The organism is Pseudomonas sp. B35(2017), assembly GCF_002113645.1.
GTDB lineage: Bacteria > Pseudomonadota > Gammaproteobacteria > Pseudomonadales > Pseudomonadaceae > Aquipseudomonas > Aquipseudomonas ekonensis.
This window is the reverse complement of sequence record NZ_NEIZ01000028.1, coordinates 1-22,071: the sequence shown is the minus strand read 5'-3', so window position 1 is coordinate 22,071 and position 22,071 is coordinate 1. Positions and strand designations below refer to the sequence as shown.

The 22,071-nt window shown below is 63.9% G+C and carries 15 protein-coding genes; 10 read left to right on the top strand and 5 right to left on the bottom strand.

The genetic code is table 11. The features are described from left to right. Window positions 1-423 precede the first annotated feature (423 nt). The 7 genes from CAG41_RS27275 to CAG41_RS27215 all read left to right on the top strand — a co-directional run bounded on the left by CAG41_RS27275 (window position 424) and on the right by CAG41_RS27215 (window position 15,722). On the top strand, window positions 424-1,557 hold the full coding sequence (locus CAG41_RS27275; RefSeq protein WP_256575594.1) for an EAL domain-containing protein: 1,134 nt from the start codon (window positions 424-426) through the stop codon (window positions 1,555-1,557). A 150-nt stretch (window positions 1,558-1,707) separates the two neighbouring features. Further along, window positions 1,708-2,334 (top strand): response regulator transcription factor, encoded by a 627-nt coding sequence (locus CAG41_RS27270; protein WP_085582310.1) that lies wholly within the window; start codon window positions 1,708-1,710, stop codon window positions 2,332-2,334. Next, a complete protein-coding gene (locus CAG41_RS27265) occupies window positions 2,335-5,994 on the top strand; it encodes a transporter substrate-binding domain-containing protein (RefSeq protein WP_085707727.1) in 3,660 nt (1,219 codons plus the stop codon). Between the two features lie 133 nt (window positions 5,995-6,127). After that, on the top strand, window positions 6,128-7,330 hold the full coding sequence (locus CAG41_RS27260) for an EAL domain-containing protein (protein WP_085707726.1): 1,203 nt from the start codon (window positions 6,128-6,130) through the stop codon (window positions 7,328-7,330). A 308-nt stretch (window positions 7,331-7,638) separates the two neighbouring features. Then, the gene (locus CAG41_RS28505) at window positions 7,639-14,505 is read left to right on the top strand and encodes a YadA-like family protein (RefSeq protein WP_139835003.1); all 6,867 of its coding nucleotides are present in this window, start codon (window positions 7,639-7,641) and stop codon (window positions 14,503-14,505) included. 51 nt (window positions 14,506-14,556) lie between these two features. Further along, window positions 14,557-15,453 carry a hypothetical protein gene (locus tag CAG41_RS27220; protein ID WP_085582316.1) on the top strand — a complete coding sequence of 299 codons (897 nt, stop codon included), beginning with the start codon at window positions 14,557-14,559 and terminating at the stop codon, window positions 15,451-15,453. 53 nt (window positions 15,454-15,506) lie between these two features. Further along, on the top strand, window positions 15,507-15,722 hold the full coding sequence (locus tag CAG41_RS27215) for an Arc family DNA-binding protein (RefSeq protein WP_170930310.1): 216 nt from the start codon (window positions 15,507-15,509) through the stop codon (window positions 15,720-15,722). Window positions 15,723-15,746: 24 nt separating this feature from the next. Here CAG41_RS27215 and CAG41_RS27210 read toward each other — a convergent pair whose 3' ends face one another. From CAG41_RS27210 to CAG41_RS27200, 3 genes are all read right to left on the bottom strand, one after another. After that, window positions 15,747-16,472, bottom strand: coding sequence for an alpha/beta fold hydrolase (locus tag CAG41_RS27210; RefSeq protein ID WP_085640152.1), 726 nt, complete (start codon window positions 16,470-16,472; stop codon window positions 15,747-15,749). Between the two features lie 115 nt (window positions 16,473-16,587). Next, window positions 16,588-17,511 (bottom strand): LysR family transcriptional regulator, encoded by a 924-nt coding sequence (locus CAG41_RS27205; protein ID WP_085707725.1) that lies wholly within the window; start codon window positions 17,509-17,511, stop codon window positions 16,588-16,590. Between the two features lie 28 nt (window positions 17,512-17,539). After that, window positions 17,540-18,463 carry a LysR family transcriptional regulator gene (locus CAG41_RS27200; protein WP_085582324.1) on the bottom strand — a complete coding sequence of 308 codons (924 nt, stop codon included), beginning with the start codon at window positions 18,461-18,463 and terminating at the stop codon, window positions 17,540-17,542. Between the two features lie 135 nt (window positions 18,464-18,598). Here CAG41_RS27200 and CAG41_RS27195 point away from each other — a divergent pair, with 135 nt between their 5' ends. The 3 genes from CAG41_RS27195 to CAG41_RS27185 all read left to right on the top strand — a co-directional run bounded on the left by CAG41_RS27195 (window position 18,599) and on the right by CAG41_RS27185 (window position 20,344). Then, window positions 18,599-19,006 carry a RidA family protein gene (locus CAG41_RS27195; RefSeq protein WP_085707724.1) on the top strand — a complete coding sequence of 136 codons (408 nt, stop codon included), beginning with the start codon at window positions 18,599-18,601 and terminating at the stop codon, window positions 19,004-19,006. A 39-nt stretch (window positions 19,007-19,045) separates the two neighbouring features. After that, window positions 19,046-19,396 (top strand): hypothetical protein, encoded by a 351-nt coding sequence (locus CAG41_RS27190; RefSeq protein ID WP_085656528.1) that lies wholly within the window; start codon window positions 19,046-19,048, stop codon window positions 19,394-19,396. Between the two features lie 417 nt (window positions 19,397-19,813). Then, complete coding sequence (locus CAG41_RS27185) at window positions 19,814-20,344, top strand: hypothetical protein (RefSeq protein WP_139831431.1); 531 nt, start codon at window positions 19,814-19,816, stop codon at window positions 20,342-20,344. Window positions 20,345-20,471: 127 nt separating this feature from the next. Here the strand turns inward: CAG41_RS27185 and CAG41_RS27180 are convergent, their stop codons facing one another. Further along, window positions 20,472-21,383: an alpha/beta fold hydrolase gene (locus CAG41_RS27180; RefSeq protein ID WP_085582332.1), complete on the bottom strand. Its 912-nt coding sequence runs from the start codon at window positions 21,381-21,383 to the stop codon at window positions 20,472-20,474. A gap of 234 nt (window positions 21,384-21,617) precedes the next feature. Next, window positions 21,618-22,071: hypothetical protein (locus CAG41_RS28500; protein WP_085658716.1), on the bottom strand; the 454-nt coding region annotated here is incomplete at its 5' end.

Here is a 22,071-nt window from a genome sequence, read left to right as displayed (position 1 = left end):
AAATCTCCATATTTAAGTTCCTACTCGTCTGGCTTTTCGGAGTTCGCCCCGTCTATTCAATGGTTTCCGGCATCCATGTCCTGAAGGTTTTCCGTGCGCCCCTGCATGTGGTGGAACGGGGCATCCGGGAAAACACGGATATGACCCTACGGTCAGTGTGGGGGAGTGTAGGTCAGGGGCGGGAAGGATCAAGGCAAAGGCACAGAAACAGTGAGAACGCGCCGACCTGTCGCCTCGCCCATGACAGGCACGGCTTGCGGATCGGCTTTAGGAAATTTCCTACAAATCGCCGAGATAAATCCTTCGCTGCCGGTTAAACGCACTTGCGAGAATTTTCACCTCAAGTCATTGCGAGTAGTTGACGAGATGTGTGTACCCAGCGTTTTGGTTTTGGAGGGTCAATCGTTTCAGCGTGGCACGTTGGTGAAGGCTCTCCAGTATCTGGGCGTCAACGACATTCTGCAGGCGAGCGACAGCGAACAGGCGATGGTGCAGATCAGCCGGGTGGGGGGCGTCGACATCGTGCTGTGCGACCTGAGCCATTCGGCCATCAACGGTCTGGAGTTCTTGACCCGGGTCGGCGAAGGCGGATTGGCGCGGGCGGTGGCGCTGTGCAGCGACCTGCGGCCGGAGCTGCGCCGTGCGGTCGAGCAGATGACCTGCCTGTCGGGGATGCAGATGCTGGGCGTCCTGAGCAAGCCCACGCAACTGTACGCGTTGCAGGAAATCCTCAATCGCTACACCCGTCGGTGGCTGGCCGCCGAAGCCGAGCCGGTGCCGCCCGCCAGGCTGCCGAGCGAAGAGGACGTGCGCCGGGGTCTGGCCCAGGGTGAGTTCAAGGCCTGGTTCCAGCCCAAGTTCGATCTGAAGACCGCCGAGCTGGCCGGGGCGGAGGCCCTGGTGCGCTGGCAGCATCCCGACAAGGGGCTGCTGTTGCCCAAGGACTTCCTGGCCGCCGTGCTGGCCTACGACCTGATCGATGAAATGCTCCGCCAACTGCTGGAGCAAGGCATGGCGCTGTTGCATGCCTTGCACGACGCCGGCCTGCGCCTGGAACTGGCGTTCAATCTCCATGCCTCGCAATTGGCGCGCAACGACCTGATCGATCACATCGATCGGCTGCTGGGCGTCCATGGTTTCCCGGGGGCGACGTTATTGTTCGAAGTGGCCGAAAACGGCTTGCTGGATGTTCCGCGAACCACCCGGGAAAACCTGATCCGCCTGCGCATGATGGGCTGCGGCCTGTCGATCGATGATTTCGGCATGGGCTTTTCGTCGTTGACGCTGCTCTGCCAGCTGCCGTTCAACCAGCTCAAGCTCGACGGCCAGCTTGTGCGCTCCATCGACGATCCGCGCACCCATGCGATGGTCAGCAGCACCGTGGCCTTGGCGCGTGCGCTGAACATGAGCCTGGTGATCGAAGGCGTCGGCAGCCGCGCCATCCGCGACGGCCTGGTGGCGATGGGGTGTTCGTTCGGCCAGGGTTTCCACTTGGCGCGCCCTATGGAGGCCGGGCGGCTGCTGCGGTGGCTGCAAGCGCCGGAGTCACCCGCCTGAGCGTGGCAGCCCCGCTTCATGAATTGTCCGATTCAACTGCCTGATGACTGAATCAAGCAGGCAGCATTAGCCAGTGATTTGTTCCATACTTTTGTGATGCATGGCCCATTCGTCACTGGTATTTCCTGTGCGTACCGCAGTGAGGTTCAAATGCATAAAGCGTTGGTTGTAGACGATCATCCGTTCATCCGGGCGACAGTGAAGGTGCTGCTTGAACGCGAGCAGTTCGAAGTCGTCGCCGAGGCCGACAACGGCGCCGATGCCGTGCAGATGGCGCGCAGGCACCAGCCGGAGCTGATCCTGCTGGACATCGCCATGCCCAGCCTCGACGGCCTGGAAGTCATCAACCGGATCAGTGCGCTGAAACTGTCGAGCAAGATCCTGGTGCTGACCTCTCAGTCGGCGGCGTTCTACGCCATGCGCTGCATGAAGGCGGGCGCGGCGGGCTACATCTCGAAAACCGATGAACTGAGCGAACTGAGCAAGGCCATCAAGGCATTGATGGCCGGCTATACCTTTTTTCCCAACCTTGCCGGAAACTCCGTACGCCGCAGCGACATCGACTCCACTGAGCTTGAGATGATCCGCGGCCTGTCGGACCGGGAGCTGGTCATTCTGCAGCAGCTCGCCCGGGGCCTGAGCAACAAGGAGATCGGTGACGCCATGCTGTTGAGCAACAAGACGGTCAGCACCTACAAGACCCGCCTCATCGAAAAGCTCAATGTGAAGTCGGTGGTGTACCTGGCCGACTTCGCCAAGCGCAACAACCTCATCTAGATGAAGACTCTTCTGCGTTGCTGCGCACTGGCTGTCTGTCTGCTCGGCCAGTGGGGGAGCGTTTCGCCGGCGCAGGCGGCGGTGCAGGCCCTGAACCTGTTCGGCCGCTCGACCGGCGAACTGCCGGCGGTCGTGCTGGAGGAGGCGGACTGGCGCTGGCTGCGCAACAAGGGCTCGCTGCGCCTGGGGGCTGCGCTGCCGGACAATGCGCCCTTCGGCATGATCACCGGGGGCCAGGACTACGAGGGCATCACGGCCGACTATGCCGCGCTGCTGGCCGGCATGCTGCACATCAGGATCGATGTGTTTCGTTACGATTCCCGGAACGAAGCGATGCAGGCGCTCAGGGACGGCGAGGTGGACCTGGTGGGCGCCGTCAACAGTTTCGACGGCACCGACCCTGAGCTTGCGCTCACCACGGCCTATGTGCAGGCCCCGTCGGTGCTGGTGACGCGCAGCGGCGCCAGCAAGGCGCTGGCGCCGGACCTGGCCGGCGAACGGCTCGCTATCGTCGATCACCTCCAGCCGACGGATGCGGTCGTCGCGAACTACCCCAAATCGGTGCTTCAGTTCCACACGTCGGCCCAGAACGCCATCGGCGCCGTGGCGTTCAATCAGGCGGACGCTTACCTGGGCGATGCCGTCAGCACCCATTATCTGGTGGGCAAGTACTTCCTCAACGATGTCTACCTGACGACGTTGTCGGGTGTGCTCAGCACGCATTTCTCCTTCGCCCTGAACCAGCGCAACAGTCAGCTGCTGCACATTCTCAATGCCGCGCTGGAGGTGATCCCGATCAGCGACCGGATGGCGATCCTGCGTCGCTGGGGGGCGGGGGATCTCAATGTCGCCGGCCTGGATCCGCTCCCGTTCACCGCCGCCGAACAGCGCTGGATGCAAAGCCATCCGCGCCTGACCGTGGCCGTCAACGACGGCCTTCCGCCGGTCTCCTTCTTTGACGGGCAGGGCGAGTTCCGGGGCATCGGCGCCGAGGTGCTGGCCAAGGTCAGCCAGCGCACGGGGCTGAAGTTCGATGTGGTGCGCAGCAGTTCGATGGAAAAGCTGATCGAGCAGATTCGGGCCGGCAAGGCGGACCTGATCGCGGCCTTCACCCCCAGCACGGCCCGAGAAGGCGAGCTGCGCTTCACCCGGCCGTACCTGACCAGCCCGTTCGTGCTGATCACTCGGGACCTGCCGGACAGGGCGCAATCGCTGCAAGGCATGGTCGGCAAACGGCTGGCGATGCGCCGCGGCAATGCGCTGCAAGACTACCTCCGCGAGTCCTTTCCGGGCATCCAGCTCATCGAGACCACGACGTCGGCCGAGGCCTTGGCGCTGGTGGACAAGGGCGACGCGGACGGTGCGCTCAATTCGCTGATCAACGGACGCTACATGATCCTGCGCCAGTACCGCGACCGCCTGCGGGTGGCCGCAGTCGTCGGCCCGCTGTCGGCGCCGACCGGGTTCGCCACCGACCGCGGGGCTTTGGAGCTGTACTCGATCCTGGACAAGGCCCTGCAAAGCATTCCCCCGGAAGAGCTGGACGAACTGATGAGCCGCTGGCGCCACGACGTGGTGATCGATAACGACAGCTGGCTGCACCACCGTTCGGCGGTCATTCAGGGGTTTGTCATCTTTGCGCTGTTGCTGATGCTGGCGGCGGTCTGGATCATTCATCTGCGCAAACTGGTGTCCACCCGGGAAAAGGCCGAGCGGGCGCTCAACGACCAGATGGAATTCATGCGCGCCTTGATCGACGGCACGCCCCACGCGATCTACGTGCGCGACCGCGAGGGCCGGCTGATCAGCTGCAACTCGGCCTACCTCGACGCCTTGGGCTTGCCGCGCGAAGCCGTGATGGGCAAGCGGCTGACCGACAGCTCGGTGGTCGGGCATTCCGACGCCCAGACCTTCCAGGCCGAATACATCAAGGTCATGGAGAGCGGCACGCGTTGGATCCAGGACCGCACCTACATCCACAGCGACGGCGTGGTGCACACGGTGTATCACTGGATGCTGCCGTACCACACCAGCGAAGGCGTGGTGATGGGCATCATCGCCGGCTGGATCGACATCAGCGACCGTCAGCGCCTGATGGACCAGCTGCAGAGCGCCAAGAAAAGCGCGGATGACGCCAACCGGGCGAAAACCACCTTCCTGGCGACCATGAGCCACGAGATCCGCACGCCGATGAATGCCGTGATCGGCATGCTCGAACTGGCGATGAAGAAGGCTGACCAAGGCGTCATGGACCGCTTCGCCATCGAGGTCGCCTCGGGGGCGGCGAGGGGCTTGCTGGACCTGATCGGCGACATCCTCGACATCGCGCGGATCGAGTCCGGCCGGCTGTCCCTGACCCCGCAACGGGCCAGCCTGCGCGAGCTGGTCGAGTCGGTGGTGCGCATGTTCGAAGGCGTGGCCCGGCAGAAGGGCTTGAGGCTGCTGCTGGACTTCGACCTCAAGGCCAGTCGCGACGTGCTGATCGACCCCCTGCGCTTCAAGCAGATCCTGTCCAACCTGCTGAGCAACGCCATCAAGTTCACCGACGAAGGCGAAGTGCGCCTGAGCGTTCAGGCGGTGCTGGGCGCGTGCGGCGAACGCCTGAGGATCCACGTTCAGGTGAAGGACTCCGGCATCGGCATTTCGCCCGAAGACCAGGCGCTGCTTTTCAACCCGTTCGGCCAGGCCCGCAACAATCATCAGTCGGCGCGGGGCGGTTCGGGCCTGGGCCTGGTCATCAGCCGCACCCTGTGCGAAATGATGGACGGGGAGCTGCACCTGACCAGTGCCCCCGGCAAGGGCACGCAGATCGACATCTGCCTCGATCTTTTGATCCTGCAACCGGTGCCGGCCACCGAGCTGCCGGCGGCCGAGCTCACGGACCAGGCAAGCGTGCTGAACATCCTGGTGATCGACGACTACCCGGCCAACCGCTTGCTGCTTTCCCAGCAGCTGTCCTACCTGGGCCACAGCGTCAGCGACGCCGAGGACGGCGCCCATGGCCTGCGCGCCTGGCGCAACGGCCGTTTCGATGTGGTGATCACCGACTGCAACATGCCGGTGATGAACGGCTATGAATTGACGCGGGCCATCCGCGACGAAGAGCGATCCACGGGGGCCGGGCCCTGCTTGATCCTCGGACTGACCGCCAATGCCCAGCCGGAGGAAAAAGACCGCTGCCTGGCGGAGGGGATGGACGACTGCCTCTTCAAACCGATCAGCCTGGGTGACCTGAGCACCCGGCTGGCGTCGGTGCAGTCCGCGGCGCAGTCACCCGCGCAGGGTGCCGTGAGCCCTGCGGCGGAAGGCGACATCAACCTGAACAGCCTGCAGCAGTTGACCCGGGGCGATCAGGGCGCCGTCAGGAAACTGTTGGGGGATCTGGCCAGCAGCAACGAAGAGGACATGTTGCGGCTCATCAAGCTGTTCGGCGAACACGACCTGTCGGGGCTTTCCGACCTAGCCCACCGGGTCAAGGGCGGGGCGCGGATCATCAAGGCGGGCGGCCTGATTCAATGCTGCGAGCAGTTGGAGGCCATCTGCATGGGGGCCGATGCGGCCGCCCTGACCGAGGCGGTGGATGCGTTGCAGCAGGCGATGGAGCGCCTGGCGCACACGCTGGAGCACCGGATCGGCGATCCGGGCACGGTGGAGTCTTGAGTCCTCTGTCGTGAGCAGTTTGGATGCCCTATCGGTTTTCGGAAATTTCCTACATTCAAAAGGACGTTTCCTAGAGATACCGGTGGATCAACGCCGGACAATGGGCCCATTCCTTCCAGAGTGAGCTGCTTCCATGCCCATGCTCCCACTTCGCGTCTTGGTTATCGGCGACAACGCTTCCCGCACGTTGAGGGTGGCCAACAGGCTGCGCCAGGGCGGATGTCGGGAGATCCTGGTGGTCGCGGATGACCGTCAGGCGTTCGCGGACCTCGAACAGTTCGGCCCGGTGGACGTGACGCTGTGCGTGCTGAGCCAGGGGCGGCCGGATGTTCCGGGTCTGTTGCAGACCCTGGGACGTTTCGGGCAGGGAGGGGCGATCATCATCAGCGATGGCCTGGCGGCCGAGGCGGGCAGTGTGGCGGGGCAACTGATTTCGCTGCTGGGCATGGCGCTGCAGGAGGATGCCGGCAAGCTGTCGCAACCGCAGGCGTTGCAGCTGCTGCTGGCCAGGCACCTGAGCGACCTCGACAACGAAGCGGATGCGCTGCCTGTCGTGCCGGCCTCCGAGGAAGAGGTTCGCCAGGCGCTCGCCGACCATCAGTTGCACACCTACTTTCAGCCCAAGTTCAATTTGCAGACCGGTGACGTGTGCAGCATCGAAGCGCTGGCCCGCTGGCACCATCCTTTCAAAGGCGTCTTGCCGCCCTCGGTGTTCATGCCGGTCATCGAGCGTTGCGGGCTGCTGGACGAATTGCTGTTCCTGCAACTGGAACAGGGGCTGAGGCTCCAGCGCCAGGCCCTCGATCAGGGCGTCGCCCTGAATGTCGCGTTCAACCTGCACGCCGGGCAACTGGTCAATCCGGTGCTGACCGGCCGGATTCAGGCGATGTTGGCGGCGCACGGTTTGCCCGGTTCCGGGCTGACTTTCGAACTGACCGAAACAGGCCTGCTCGAAGCCCCGGCGATCAGCCTGGAAAGCCTGGTGCGCCTGCGGATGATGGGCTGCAGTCTGTCCATCGACGACTTCGGCGCGGGGTTCTCTTCGCTGCAGCGGCTGTGTCAGTTGCCGTTCAACGAAATCAAACTGGACGGCGAGTTCGTGCGCGGGCTCAGGCATGAGCCGCGTCGCCGGGCCGTGATCAGCAGCACCCTCGCGTTGGGTGAGGCATTGGGCATGTCGGTGGTGGTCGAAGGGATCGAAACCGAAGAGCAACGCAGCGTGCTGCTGGAACTGGGGTGTACCCAAGGGCAGGGTTATTTGTGCGCGCGGCCGATGTCGGCCGCCAGTCTGTTGAACTGGCTGGACCTTCAGCGGGGGATTGAGGCCAGTGGTTGAATGTATGTGTAAATTCATTTGCAAGTGCAAAACGCCAAAGACAGTTATTCATGTTCTTTGGCGTTTTTTTATGGGCGTTTAAATGAGTTTGTTGATGTTTGTTACTTGGGAAATTTCCTACAAACAGCAGGAAATTTCCTAACTGAATCCGCGGGGCGAGTCGAGACAATACATTCACTTGATTCCATTGTGATGCCTGTTCGCTATGTCAAACGAAGTTTGAATTCCCGTCGGCCAATGACGAGATTCGATGTTTGTCGGCAAAGCTCCGTATCCGCAATCGAGTTGAAGGCGGAAGTCATCACGCCATGGATGACGCGGGTTTCGGAGGCTGGCTTGAGGCCAGTTCAGTGATGAACAGAATATTTTCGGTGGTCTGGAATACCTCGTTGCGCTGCTGGGTAGTGGCGTCGGAACTGGCTGACAAGAAGACACGAAGCGGTCCGGCACCTCAGCGAGCGACAATGGCCGCTGTGGTGGTCGCATTGTCGTCGGGCACCCTCAGCCCTGGCGTAATGGCCGCCGCCAACCTGGGTGGCGGTTCCAGCGCAGCCGACAACTCCATTGCGATCAGCGGGGGATCGATCACCACCGCCAGTAACATCAGTATCGCGATAGGCGATGCCGCCAAGGCAACGGGAAGCAACTCCATCGCGCTTGGACGACAAATCAACGTCACGGGCAACAACGCCACCGGTATCGGTTGGGGCGTTGGCGTGTCTGCCACGGACGCGACGGCCTTGGGTGTGAATGCATCGATAACATCGGCGGGCACAGCCGGCCTGGCGCTGGGTTCCGCTGCCTCGGTGACTTCCGCCAACGGCGTGGCGTTGGGCTCCAACTCGTCCGCCACGGGCTCGACACTGACGAATGCGGCTTACGGTGTCGGCGGCACGGCGACGGGCGGTGAGGTGAACATCAACAACGGATCCAACGGCCGCCGCATCACCGGCCTGGCCGCCGGCTCCAGCGGAACGGATGCCGTCAACGTCAACCAACTGAACAAGGTCGGCCAGGATACGGCGACGGCCCTGGGCGGCGGCGCCGCACTCAACGCGACCACCGGTGCATGGACGGCGCCGAGCTACTCGACCAACAGCATCAGCGCCACGGGCGCCAATACCGGCCCATTGGTCAGCACCAACGTCGGCGCAGCGTTGACCAACCTCAACACCAGCGTGACCAACACCGCCGCCGTGGCGGTGAAGTACGACGATGTCGCGACCAAGACCCAGGTGACCTTCAACCCGGCGGGTGCGGCGGTCAAGTTGACCAACATCGCTATCGGTGCACTGAACGCCACCAGCACCGATGCGGTGAACGGTTCGCAGTTGTTTGCCAACAGCCAGAACACAGCGTCGGCCCTGGGCGGTGGTGCGGCGGTCAACGCGGCAACTGGTGCCTGGACGGCGCCAAGCTATTCCACCAACAGCATCAGTGCCACGGGTGCCAACACCGGCCCATTGGTCAGCACCAACGTCGGCGCAGCCCTGACCAACCTCAACACCAGCGTGACCAACACCGCCGCCGTGGCCGTGAAGTACGACGATGCCGTGACCAAGACTCAGGTGACCTTCAACCCGGCGGGCACCTCTGTGAGGTTGACCAACGTCGCGGCCGGCGCCTTGAACGGCACCAGCACCGACGCCGTGAACGGCTCGCAGTTGTTCGCCAACAGCCAGAACACGGCGTCTGCCTTGGGCGGCGGCGCGGCGGTCAATGCGGCAACCGGTGCGTGGACGGCGCCGAGCTATTCCACCAACAGCATCAGCACCACAGGGGCCAACACCGGCCCGCTGGTCAGCACCAACGTCGGCGCAGCGCTGACCAACCTCAACACCAGCGTGACCAACACCGCCGCCGTGGCCGTGAAGTACGACGATCCCGTGACCAAGACTCAGGTGACCTTCAACCCGGCGGGCACCTCTGTGAAGTTGACCAACGTCGCGGCCGGCGCCTTGAACGGCACCAGCACCGACGCCGTGAACGGCTCGCAGTTGTTCGCCAACAGCCAGAACACGGCGTCTGCCTTGGGCGGCGGCGCGGCGGTCAATGCGGCAACCGGTGCGTGGACGGCGCCGAGCTATTCCACCAACAGCATCAGCACCACAGGGGCCAACACCGGCCCGCTGGTCAGCACCAACGTCGGCGCAGCGCTGACCAACCTCAACACCAGCGTGACCAACACCGCCGCCGTGGCCGTGAAGTACGACGATCCCGTGACCAAGACTCAGGTGACCTTCAACCCGGCGGGCACCTCTGTGAAGTTGACCAACGTCGCGGCCGGCGCCTTGAACGGCACCAGCACCGACGCCGTGAACGGCTCGCAGTTGTTCGCCAACAGCCAGAACACGGCGTCTGCCTTGGGCGGCGGGGCGGCGGTCAACGCGACCACCGGCGCGTGGACGGCGCCTAGCTATTCCACCAACAGCATCAGCGTGACGGGGGCCAACACCGGGCCGCTGGTCAGCAGTGATGTTGGCGCCGCGCTGAGCAACCTCAACACCAGCGTGACCAACACCGCCGCCGTGGCGGTGAAGTACGACGATGCCGCGACCAAGACCCAGGTGACCTTCAACCCGGCCGGAACTGCGGTGAAGCTGACCAACGTCGCAGCCGGCGCGCTGAACGCCACCAGCACCGATGCGGTGAACGGTTCGCAGCTGTTCGCGACCAACCAGACCGTCGACAACCTCGTCAACAACGGCGCGGGCATCAAGTACTTCCACAGCAACTCGACTCTGGCTGACAGCAGCGCGACCGGCCAGGACAGCGTCGCTATCGGGCCGCTGGCGAGCGCGACCCTTGCCAATGGTGTGGCGCTGGGCTCCAACTCGTCCGCCACGGGCGCGACGTTGGGCAACGCGGCTTATGGCGTCGGTGGGACGGCAACGGCGGGCGGCGAAGTGAACATCGCCAATGGCGCCGACGGCCGTCGCATCACCGGCCTCGCCGCCGGCTCCAGCGCAACCGATGCTGTCAACGTCAGCCAACTGAACAAGGTAGGGCAGGACACCGCGACCGCGTTGGGCGGCGGCGCAACGCTGGATGCGAATACCGGAACCTGGACAGCGCCGAGCTACTCGACCAACAGCATCAGCGCCACGGGCGCCAACACCGGCCCGTTGCTCAGCAACAACGTCGGCGCAGCGCTGACCAACCTCAACACCAGCGTGACCAACACCGCCGCCGTGGCCGTGAAGTACGACGATCCCGTGACCAAGACCCAAGTGACCTTCAACCCGGCCGGCACAGCGGTGAAGCTGACCAACGTCGCAGCCGGCGCCCTGAACGCCACCAGCACCGATGCGGTGAACGGTTCGCAGTTGTTCGCCGACAGCCAGAACACGGCGTCGGCCTTGGGCGGTGGCGCGGCGGTCAACGCGACTACCGGTGCGTGGACAGCGCCGAGCTATTCCACCAACAGCATCAGCGTGACGGGCGCCAATACCGGCCCGCTGACCAGCAGTGACGTGGGCGCCGCGCTGAGCAACCTCAACACCAGCGTGACCAACACCGCCGCCGTGGCGGTGAAATACGACGATGCCGCAACCAAGACCCAAGTGACCTTCAACCCGGCCGGCACAGCGGTGAAGCTGACCAACGTCGCAGCTGGCGCCCTGAACGCCACCAGCACCGACGCCGTGAACGGCTCGCAACTGTTCGCGACCAACCAGACCGTCGACAACCTCGTCAACAACGGCGCGGGCATCAAATACTTCCACAGCAACTCGACCCTCGCTGACAGCAGCGCGACCGGCCAGGACAGCGTGGCTATCGGGCCGCTGGCGAGTGCGACCCTTGCCAACGGTGTGGCACTGGGCTCCAACTCGTCCGCCACGGGCGCGACATTGGGCAACGCCGCTTATGGCGTCGGCGGGACGGCAACGGCGGGCGGCGAAGTGAACATCGCCAATGGCGCCGACGGCCGCCGCATCACCGGCCTCGCCGCCGGCTCCAGCGCAACCGATGCTATCAACGTCAGCCAACTGAACAAGGCAGGGCAGGACACCGCGACCGCACTGGGCGGCGGCGCAGCGTTGGATGCGAACACCGGTGCATGGACGGCACCGAGCTACTCCACCAACAGCATCAGCGCCACAGGCACCAACACCGGCCCGCTGGTCAGCACCAACGTCGGCGCAGCGCTGACCAACCTCAACACCAGCGTAACCAACACCGCCGCTGTGGCCGTGAAGTACGACGATGCCGCGACCAAGACCCAAGTGACCTTCAACCCGGCCGGCACGGCGGTGAAATTGACCAACGTCGCAGCCGGCGCCCTGAACGCCACCAGCACCGATGCGGTGAACGGCTCGCAGCTGTTCGCAACCAACCAAACCGTCGACAACCTGGTCAACAACGGCGCCGGCATCAAATACTTCCACAGCAACTCGACCCTGGCCGACGCGCAAGCCAACGGCCAGGACAGCGTGGCGATGGGCCCGGGCGCCATCTCCGGCGGCATCAACAGCATTGCGTTAGGCAATGGCGCCACCGCCAGCTTCGCCAACAGCATCGCCTTGGGCGCAGGCTCGTCGGCGACAGGTTCCACGCTGGGCAACGCCGCCTATGGCGTCGGCGGGACGGCGACGGCGGGCGGCGAAGTGAACATCGCCAACGGTGCCGATGGCCGTCGCCTCACCGGCCTTGCCGCCGGCTCCAGCGCCACCGATGCCGTCAACGTCAGCCAACTGAACAAGGCAGGGCAGGACACCGCGACCGCACTGGGCGGCGGCGCAGCGTTGGATGCGAACACCGGTGCATGGACGGCACCGAGCTACTCCACCAACAGCATCAGCACCACGGGCGCCAACACTGGCCCATTGGTCAGCAACAACGTTGGCGCAGCGCTGACCAACCTCAACACCAGCGTGACCAACACGGCCGCCGTAGCGGTTAAGTACGACGATGCCGCGACCAAGACCCAGGTGACCTTCAACCCGGCCGGCACGGCGGTGAAGCTGACCAACGTCGCAGCCGGCGCCCTGAACGCCACCAGCACCGACGCGGTGAACGGCTCGCAACTGTTCGCGACCAACCAGACCGTCGACAACCTGGTGAACAACGGCGCCGGCATCAAGTACTTCCACAGCAACTCGACCCTGGCCGACGCGCAAGCCAACGGTCAGGACAGCATCGCGATCGGGCCGCAATCCATCGCCGCCGGCGTCAATTCATTCGCGGCCGGTTCCGGCGCCAGCGCGAGCGCGGACGGTGCTCTCGCGCTGGGCCGTCTGAGCCAGGCGCAGGTGGCGGGCGGTATCGCGCTGGGCGAAGGTTCGGTCGCCGACCGGGTCCTGGCACCGACCACCGGCTCGATTGCCGCCGGCGCCGGGACGATCATCTACGACACCTCGGATGCCACCTTGCTGGGCTCGGTGTCGGTGGGCAAGGCCGGCAGCTACCGGCAGATCACCAACGTGGCGGACGCCACCGAAGACCACGACGCCGTGACCCTGCGCCAGCTGACCGGCGCGATGGGCTCGCTGAGTTCGACCGGTACGCTGTACTTCCACGCCAATTCGACCAACCCCACGGACTCGCTCGCCAGCGGCGCGGAATCGGTCGCCGTCGGTCCCGGCACCGTGGTCAACGGTGACAACGGCATCGGGCTCGGCAACCAGGCCAATGTCAGTCAGGCCGCCGCCGGCGGCATCGCCATCGGCCGTAACACGCAGGTGCTGCTGGCGTCCGGCATTGCGGTGGGCAGCGCGGCTCAGGCGGCGGCGGAGCAGGCGGTGGCGCTGGGCGCCGGCGCCAATGCCAGCCATGCCATGAGCGTGGCGTTGGGTTCGAGCTCGCTCACCACGGTCGGTGCCGAGACGGGCTACAGCGCCTATCGGCTGGCCGGCCCGCAGACATCGGTCGGCGAGGTCGGCATCGGCACGGCCCTGGGCAGCCGCAAGATCACCGGGCTGGCGGCCGGCACGCAGGACAACGACGCGGTCAACGTGGCCCAACTCAAAGCGGTCGGCGACCAGGTCGACCAGAACACCACGGACATCACGAACCTGGGCGGACGAGTCGGCGGGCTTGAAACCCTGATCGGCGCGGGAGGCGGCATCAAGTACCTGCACGTCAACTCGACCCGGGCAGACTCCAGCGCCACGGGCACCGACGCCATGGCGTTGGGCGCCCAGGCCCAGGCGTCGGGCACCGGCTCGGTGGCGGCGGGCAGCGGCGCCACGGCGACCGCCGCCGGCAGCGTTGCCCTCGGCAGCGGCGCCAGCGATGGCGGACGCGGTGCCGAAACCTACAGCGGTCAGTATTCCGGGGCGAACAACGTGACGTCGGGCACCGTATCGGTGGGCAATGCCGCGACCGGCGAGACCCGCACGGTCAGCAACGTCGCCGACGGCAAGAACGCCAACGATGCGGTCAACGTGCGCCAACTCGACGGCGCGGTGGCCGAAGCCAAGCAATACACCGACGACTCCATCGCCAACCTGGGGGCCAACGCCGGTCAGCAGGACGGCCGCATCACCTCGGTGGAGGGGGATGTCGCCAACATCAAGAACGGCACCGACGGCATGTTCCAGGTGAGCAACGGCAGTGCGGCAGCCAAACCCAAAGCCACCGGCGCCGATTCTCTCGCCGGGGGCGCGGGGGCGGTGGCGTCCGGCAAGAACAGCGCGGCGGTCGGCACGCGGTCCCAAGCCAGCGGGGAGAACTCGGTGGCACTGGGCAACGGCGCCAAAGCGTCGGCCAGAAATGCCACGGCGCTGGGCGCCAACTCGGTGGCGGACCGCGACAACAGCGTTTCGCTCGGCAGCAGCGGCAACGAGCGCCAGCTCACCAACCTCGCGGCGGGCACCCGCGGCACGGATGCGGTGAACCTCGACCAGCTCAACAGCAGCGTGGCGGACATCACCGCCAATGCCAATGCCTACACCGACTCGCGCTACATGGAACTGAAGAACGACCTCAAGCAGCAGGACGAAATCCTCAGCGCGGGCATCGCCGGTGCGATGGCGATGGCCAGCCTGCCGCAGTCGTATTCGCCGGGTTCCAGCATGACGGTGGCCGCTGCGGGCACTTATCGCGGCCAGTCGTCGCTGGCCTTCGGCGTATCGCATATGTCCGCCAACGGCCGCTGGGTGACGAAGCTGCAGGGCAGCACCGACACCCAGCGCAAGGTCGGGGTGGCGGTGGGCATCGGTTATCAGTGGTGACCCGCAGATGGGTCTTGTGCAGGTCATGATCAAACTCTTGAGGCAACAACCATGAACATGAAATCCGTTTTCGTCGCCATTCTGATCCTGCTCGTGGCCCTGGCCGGCTACGACAAGTTCCTCAGCGGCAAGCCGGCCGACGCGCCGCGCATCTGGTTGCGCACGCCGGCGCTGCCGGTGATCCAGGAGGCGGTCTTCCAGCTGTCGCCCAGGTTCGACGAGCCGCGCCAAACCCTGATGATGGAGCAGCTTTGCGGGCTGGCGCGCGGCGAGGCGAAACAGGAACAGGTCAACGCGTTCCTCACGCAGCAGGGGATCGACGCGCAGACGTTGCCCCGGCAGGGCAGCCCGCTCTCGTTGCTGATCAACGGCGACCGGGCCGGACAGGCCTCGGCTTGCGCGGCGTACCTGGCGACGACGGTGCTGTCGACCGTCAACGTGGCCGAGTTCATGCGCCCCGTCACCGTGCCGGCCGCCAACGGCCAGCCTGAGAAGTCGTCGCTGCAGATAGACAACGCGCTGCTGACCTCGACGCTGGCGGTGAAACTGGCAGTGGCGCGGGCCAATGCCGATGTCTTCGCCTTGATCGCCGTGGAGCTGCAGCGCAGCCCTGGCCTGACGATCCCGCAGTACCGCGAACAGGCCGGGCAGCTGTTTGTCCGCCTGGCCCCGACGTACCTGCAACGCATCAAGGAACAGCTGCCGCCGGCGAACACCCAGTACAAACTGCTGCAGATGGACGACAACCGCTTTGTGTTCAGCAGCTCGGTGGGCAGTGTCTTCGAGTTCGGCCGCAACGGCCTGATCCTGAGTCAGGGCGGCATCGTCTGGTACGGCAAGGGGCGGTTGATGGGGCAGGAATATCCGTTGCAGGTGGAGTGCTTTTCGGCCGCCGTCAAAGGGCTGCTGGCATCGCCCGCGGCACCGCTGACCACCTCGATCCAGTGAGGGAAACATGACCCAGATCAACGATCCAAAGGCAGGTTTTGCGGAGGTGGCGGGTGGCTGAGACAGTCGACAGATTCGTGCTGCGGTTGCCCGAAGGCCTGCGCCAGACGCTGAAACGCATCGCGAAGCAGAACCAGCGGAGCCTGAACGCCGAAATCGTCTCCCGCATGGAACGCTCCCTGGCGGGGCCGCGCGGCTACGATTCCGATGACGAAAAGAGACAGGCTTTGCTTCGTGCATTCTTTGATCACACGGACGAGGTCAATTAGGGAGCAGGGCAGGGACGGGCCCGCTCAAAGCGAGGCCTGATCCAGAAACCTGCTGATCTCGCGCGAGTAGGCGCCGGGGTGCGAGAACCTGAACATGTGGCCGCTGCGCGGCAGGATGACTTCCTGCGAGCCCTGTATGCCCTTGAGCAGGATCCCGGCGGCTTCCTCGCCGATCAGCTTGTCTTCCTCGGGCGTCAGGATCAGCGTGGGCACGTCGATGTTCTTCAGTTTGGCCGTGTAGTTCACCTGTTCGATGGAGCGTATGCGGTTGACGTAAGCCTTGTGGGGGGTCTCCTTGAGGAAGAACGCGCGGCTCTTTCGGGCCGACCAGGGAATCTCCCCCTCCTTGTCGAACGACGACGCCAGTTGGGCGGCGTGAATCCGCAGGGTCGTCTGCCGGTAAAAGGGCCCGGGGAAGAACGGCGCCAACGCCGCCAGCGCCTTGAGCAGGGGCGAGGTGATCGGGCTCTTGGCAAATCCGCCCGACAGCACCAGGCCCTTGAGGCCTTTCGGGCGGCGCGTCGCCACCGCAATCGATGAGACCGCGCCGTAGGAATCGCCCACCAGCACGTAACTCTTGAGGTCCTTCACCTGGTCGATGATGAAGTCGGCCAGTGTCTCCAGTTCGCGCACGTCGTCCGGCAACCGAAGGGTGCGCATGGGGCGATCCTGCAAGCCGCTCAACTGGTCCAGTTGCCACGGAGCTCCGGCGAAACAAGGGATCATGACCAGGGTGGGCGCGGTGTTCATGGGGCACTCCAGGCGGTTGAATGAACGGCAACCGGACTCTAGGAGAACCGAGGCCTGCGATCCAATGGCATCGGCGCAGCAACTCGATGCACGGGATGCATCACGCCGGCGAGGCTCAACCGGCGGTCAGCATCTCGGTCAGCCACTCGATGGCCGGCTCGTTGGCGCGCCCTTGCGCCCGAATGACGAACACCTCCCAAGCGGGCAGCGTCACAGGCAACTCGAACAGGCTCAGTTGCGCCGCCTCCTGCATCTGCAAGGCGACCTGCTCGGCCACCACGGCAATCGACTGCGAAGCACCGACCAAGAACGGCACCGCCAAAAAGTTCGGGCAGGTGACGCTCACCTGGCGGGTGTGGCCCAGAAGCTCCAACGCCTCGTCGACCGCGCCGCGCGCATCGCCCCGTGGCGAGACCAGGATGTGCGGCAGGCGGACAAAGTCCTCCAGTTCCATCCGCAGCGTCTTGCCGCGCTTGACCAGCGCAGGGTGCCCCTGGCGCGCGATGCCGACGAAGCGCTCCTGACGGACCCGCCGGCAATCGAAGCGCTGCGGACGCTGGGCAAAGGAGCCCGAGCCCAGCACGATGTCGGCCTCGCCGGCGTCCAGCAGGCGCAGGGCGGATTCGGCGTCCGCCGGCCGAAGCTTCAGCACGAGGTGCGGCGCCGCAGCCTGAATCCTCTCCAGGGCCGGGGCGATGACGGTCACGACCGCGTGATCGGTCGCCGCCACGGACAGGGTCGCCTGCAAACGGCCGGGATCGAACGGCCCCCGTGGGCTGGCCACCAGCCTGATCGATTCAAGCACCGCCAGCACCCTCGGCATCAGCTCGATGGTCAGCGGCGTCGGCGCCATGCCGCGGGGGTTGCGGATGAACAGCTGATCGTCAAACGCGCCGCGCAACCTCGACAAGGCGTGGCTGGTGGCGGACTGGGACAGGTTCAACCGTTCGGCGGCGCGGCCCACATGCCTTTCGGCCCACAGCGCCTCCAGCACGACCAGCAGGTTGAGATCGAAACGCGTCAGGTCCAAGGGCTTCATGCAGGGCGTCAACCTCTTCGTTATGGCGTCACACGGACGGAGCGGCGACAGGCGCGTGCCGGGCCATCAGCTCGACGGCCCAGTCGATGAACACGCGCAGCTTGGTGCTCACGTGCCGGTTCGGCGGGAACGCCAGGTACAGCGGCATGGGGTCGAGTGTCCAGTCGGTGAACAGTTGGACCAATTCGCCGCGTGCGTGATGGGCCTGGGACATGTAGTGCGGCAACCACAGCACGCCCATGCCGGCCAGCCCCGCCGCCAGATAGGCATTGCCGTCGTCGACCGCCAGCGCGTAGTGGCCGTGCACCTCGACGGACTCGTCGCCACGGCGCAGCGCGTAGGGCACGACCTTGCCCTTGCGGGCCCAGATGAACCCCACGATGCGGTGGCGAGCGTCTTCCAGCTCAAGCGGATGCCCCGGCACGCCGACGCGCTCCAGATAGCCCGGTGCCGCGAACACCCCCAACTGCAGGTCGCCGACCCGCCGGGCAATCAGCGATTGATCGGTGAGTTCGCCGCCGCGTATCACGCAGTCCACGTTTTCATCGATCAGGTCGACGATCCGGTCGCTGACGCCCAAGTCGATCTGGATATCGGGGTACTGCGCGTGGAACTGCGGAAGCGCAGGCACCAGGATCATGCGGGCCAGGGGGCTGGGGACGTCGATCCGCAGCCGGCCCCTGGGCGATGCGGAGGCGGTGGACAGGCTGGTTTCGGCGTCGTCCAGGTCGGCCAGCAACCGCACCGCGCGCTCGTAGTAGGCGGCGCCGTCGGCGGTCACGTTGAGCTTGCGCGTGGTGCGGTTGATCAGCCGGACGCGCAGCCGCGCCTCCAACTGCTGAACCAACTGCGTCACGCTGGTCCTGCTCATGTGCAGCGTTTCCGCAGCCTTGGTGAAGCTGCCGGTGTCCACCACGCGCACGAACGCTTGCATCGCATCAAAACGGTCCATGGGGGCTCCGGTGGATTGTTTGGAATCTGAAAACAGTGATGGCCTAGATTGCCCGTTTATCCGCCGAAGGCGCCACCGTAACGTTGCCCCATCGTTGAAACCGGGGTCGCACCGGCCCCTTGATGGAGAAAGTCGATGGCAACACGCAATGTAGTTTTCCCCGCCGGCCGCCAGGCGCTGTACGAGCGCAACCGCTACTCGCCGGCGATCCGCAGCAATGGCTTGCTGTTCGTCTCGGGGCAGGTGGGCAGCCGCGAGGACGGCACGCCCGAGCCTGACCTGCAAGCCCAGGTCCACCGCGCGTTCGCCAACCTGAATGCGATTCTAGCAGCGGCGGGTTGCACCTTCGACGATGTGATCGACGTGACCGTCTTCATCGTCGACCCCGAACACAAGTTCGAAGCCATCTGGGAAGTCGTGCCCGAGTACTGGGGCCAGGCACCCCATCCGACGCTGACGGCGGTGGGGGTGACATGGCTGTATGGGTTTGATTTTGAGATCAAGGTGATCGCGAAGTTGCCGGAGGCTTCGACATCGGCGTGAGGAAGGCGCTACAGTTCGCTCTTTCATAGGGAGTGAAACATGCGAATTCTGTTAGGAGTAGTGGGCGCGCTGTTGTTGACCGGTTGTTCGACGATGGAAGAAAAGCGAGCAGAAGGGCCGGCGCGCAGTTTCACGAGCAACAAGGACGCAGCGACCGTCGCCGAATGCTCGCTTTTCGCCTGGCAGAGCCAGAAGTGGGCGGGGGTGATTCATGAAGTCACTATCCAGCCGCTTCAGGGTGGCGGTAAAACGATTGTCAGTGTCGGACAACCAGAGTTCGCTGATTTCATCCCGACGGCTTCGGGCTCCGAGGTTAAGGTTTACTTCGTGGCGAACGTCTTCGAAACGCGGCGCGACCGTAGGGCTGAGGCGATTCGAGGGTGTTTGTGAGGGGGGCTGAGGAGGGTGACGAACTGTAGGTTTGCAGATTTGGCTAGGTGAGAGGTTTTCAGCGTGCCAGACAATACAAAGCCCTGAGTGATCAGGGCTTTGTTGTATTGAGGAGGATGGAGGCGAGGGGAGGCGGACTTGTGGGGGGGGGCGGTCTTGGGTCGATCTTGACTGGTAGCAAACGGCCAAAAGCGGTCAATCTTGTGTTTTATAAAGAGAGACAGTCGGTCATCAACGACCTGTAGCACCCTAGGAAATTGCGTTTTCTGCATACGTTCGAGTCGAGTTTTTCTGTTTGATTTTAGGCAGATTTTTTTGACAACCTGCAATTTAAGTCCACTCTTGATATACGAACGAAGCGATGGTTGCTTCACTCGTACAGGAGAGTCTAATGCCATCGTGCATCAGGTGATGTCCGTGGAACAATATATTGAGTACATAATTTACGGTGTCTCGCCCGAAAAGGATTGGACTGATTATGCGGCGACGGTAATTGCCTTAGCGGCGGTTTGCTTTACGATCTACCAAGTTATGCAGCAGCGAAGGCACAATAGATTGATGGTGACTCCAAATCTTGATGGGGTTACTCATGAGGATGTACAACAAAATTCCTATGTGTACACGATAACCAATAATGGCGTGGGGCCGGCGATACTTAAATCGGTTGAGTTGTATTTTGATGATGTTTTGATGGCCCCTGAAAAGTTGATTTCTGACATGGTTGTTGAGATTTTTCCCAGTCTTCCTCGTGGTAATTTTGGTCATCACGTAGTCGCAGTTGGGTCATTTATACCTGTTGGAGCTGTGATAAAAATTGTAACGATAAGCTGTATGGGGGACTTAACACCAGATGAGGTGAAAAAGACGCTGTCGAAGCGCACTAGGCTTGTGCTTCAGTATGAGTCGATCTACAAGGACGTTTTTTATTTTGACTCTAGTGTCGACTGATCTCGTAGTTTGAGTGCGTTTGGTTTTGACTTTAGGCCGACGGATGGATGCTCTAATCTGTAAAGGATGAGGGGGACGGATTTATTTTCTTCACTCCAAACGTCCGTTTCTAGCCGAAAGATGCCATTCACCCCTTACCAACAAACCCCCGAACCGCCCCAACCACCACTCCAGGCGCTTCCTCCATCAACCAATGCCCCGCCCCAGGAACCACCAGTTCCTTCACATCGACAGCGGCATTGCGCATCACAATCGCCTCATTGGCCCCAAACGATTTCTCCCCACCGATGGCCAACACCGGCATCGTCAGTTTCGCCTTCATCACCGGTTCGTTATCGACCGCATCCTGGCGGATGGCGCGGAACTGGGCGAAGGCAGCGTGCATGGTGCCGGGGCGGGCGTACAGTTTGGCGTAGTGCTGGCGAATGCCTTCATCGACCTTGGCCGGGTCGCCGGCGAATTCGTTCCAGAAGCGGTCGAGGTAGATGCGTTCGCGGCCGGCCACCAGGCGCTCGATGTCCGGGCCGCCGAAGTCGAAGTGCCACAACATGGGCGAGCGCACGATGTCGTTCCACGGCGCGATGCCGGGGACGGGGGCGTCCATGACCACCAGTTTGTCGGTCAGTTGCGGGTAACGCGCGGCATAGGCGAAAGCGACCATGGTGCCGATGTCGTGGCCGATGATCACGGCGTTCTTGATGCCGAGCGCGGTCAACACGGCATGCACGTCGCCCGCCTGGGTTTTCTTGTCGTAGCCGCTCTCCGGCATCGACGACAAGCCCAGCCCGCGCAGGTCAGGCACGACGACGGTGTGATCCTTGGCCAGGTCGGCGGCCAGCGGCGCCCACATGTCGCCGGTGTCGCCGAACCCGTGCAGCAGCACAACGGCGGGGCCCTTGCCACCCACACGCACATGGATTTTGGCGCCTTCGACCGCGATGTCCTGCGTCTTGAACGACGCCGGAAACGGCGTCACGTCGGCAAGCGCTGGGAGACTGACGACAGACAGCAGGGATGCGATCAGCAGGGCTCGGATCATCGCGGGTGCTCCAGGTTGGAATGGGAGGAGCGTAGTCCTGTTTACGATAAATGCATGGGTGAGGGGAGTCGTTCGTCAACTGCGGACGAATTGCAGGGCGAGTACGCGGGGTTATGAATTCTGTGTGGATCGCCAGTGCACGAAAGGAGTTCGCGAAGCGATTGCCGATTCGGAGGGCGAATAAAAAGGGCCAGCCTGTTCAGGCCGGCCCTTTCGGTGCGCTAAGGCAGCAGATCAGCGATCGTTCTTGGAGGACGAATCCGCCGCGTTGTCCAGGCCCTTGGTATTGTGGGTTCCCGGTGTGGTATCGGAGATCGCCGTTGCCTTGGAGAGGCCACGGGTATCCTTCGAATGAGCTACGGACGCAGTCGTCGCGCCATGCCCTTTGCTGTCGTTCCTGGCAGTGCCGCTGTGCTTGCCGCTCACGCCGTGGTCGCGGGTGGCCTTGCCAGCATGGTCGATACCTTCGACCTTGCCATTGCGCTTCGCACCACGGATGCCGGAGGTACCGTCGGACGGGGCACTCGTATGGCCAAGAGCGCCTTTGCCCTTGCCGTTGCCGTGACCATTGCCATCGCCGTCACCGCCGCCATTGTCGCCGCTGTGGCCGGCGCTGTTGCCGCCGCCATGACCACTGCCATTGCCGCCACCACCGTGGCCACCACCATTACCGCCACCGCCACCGCCA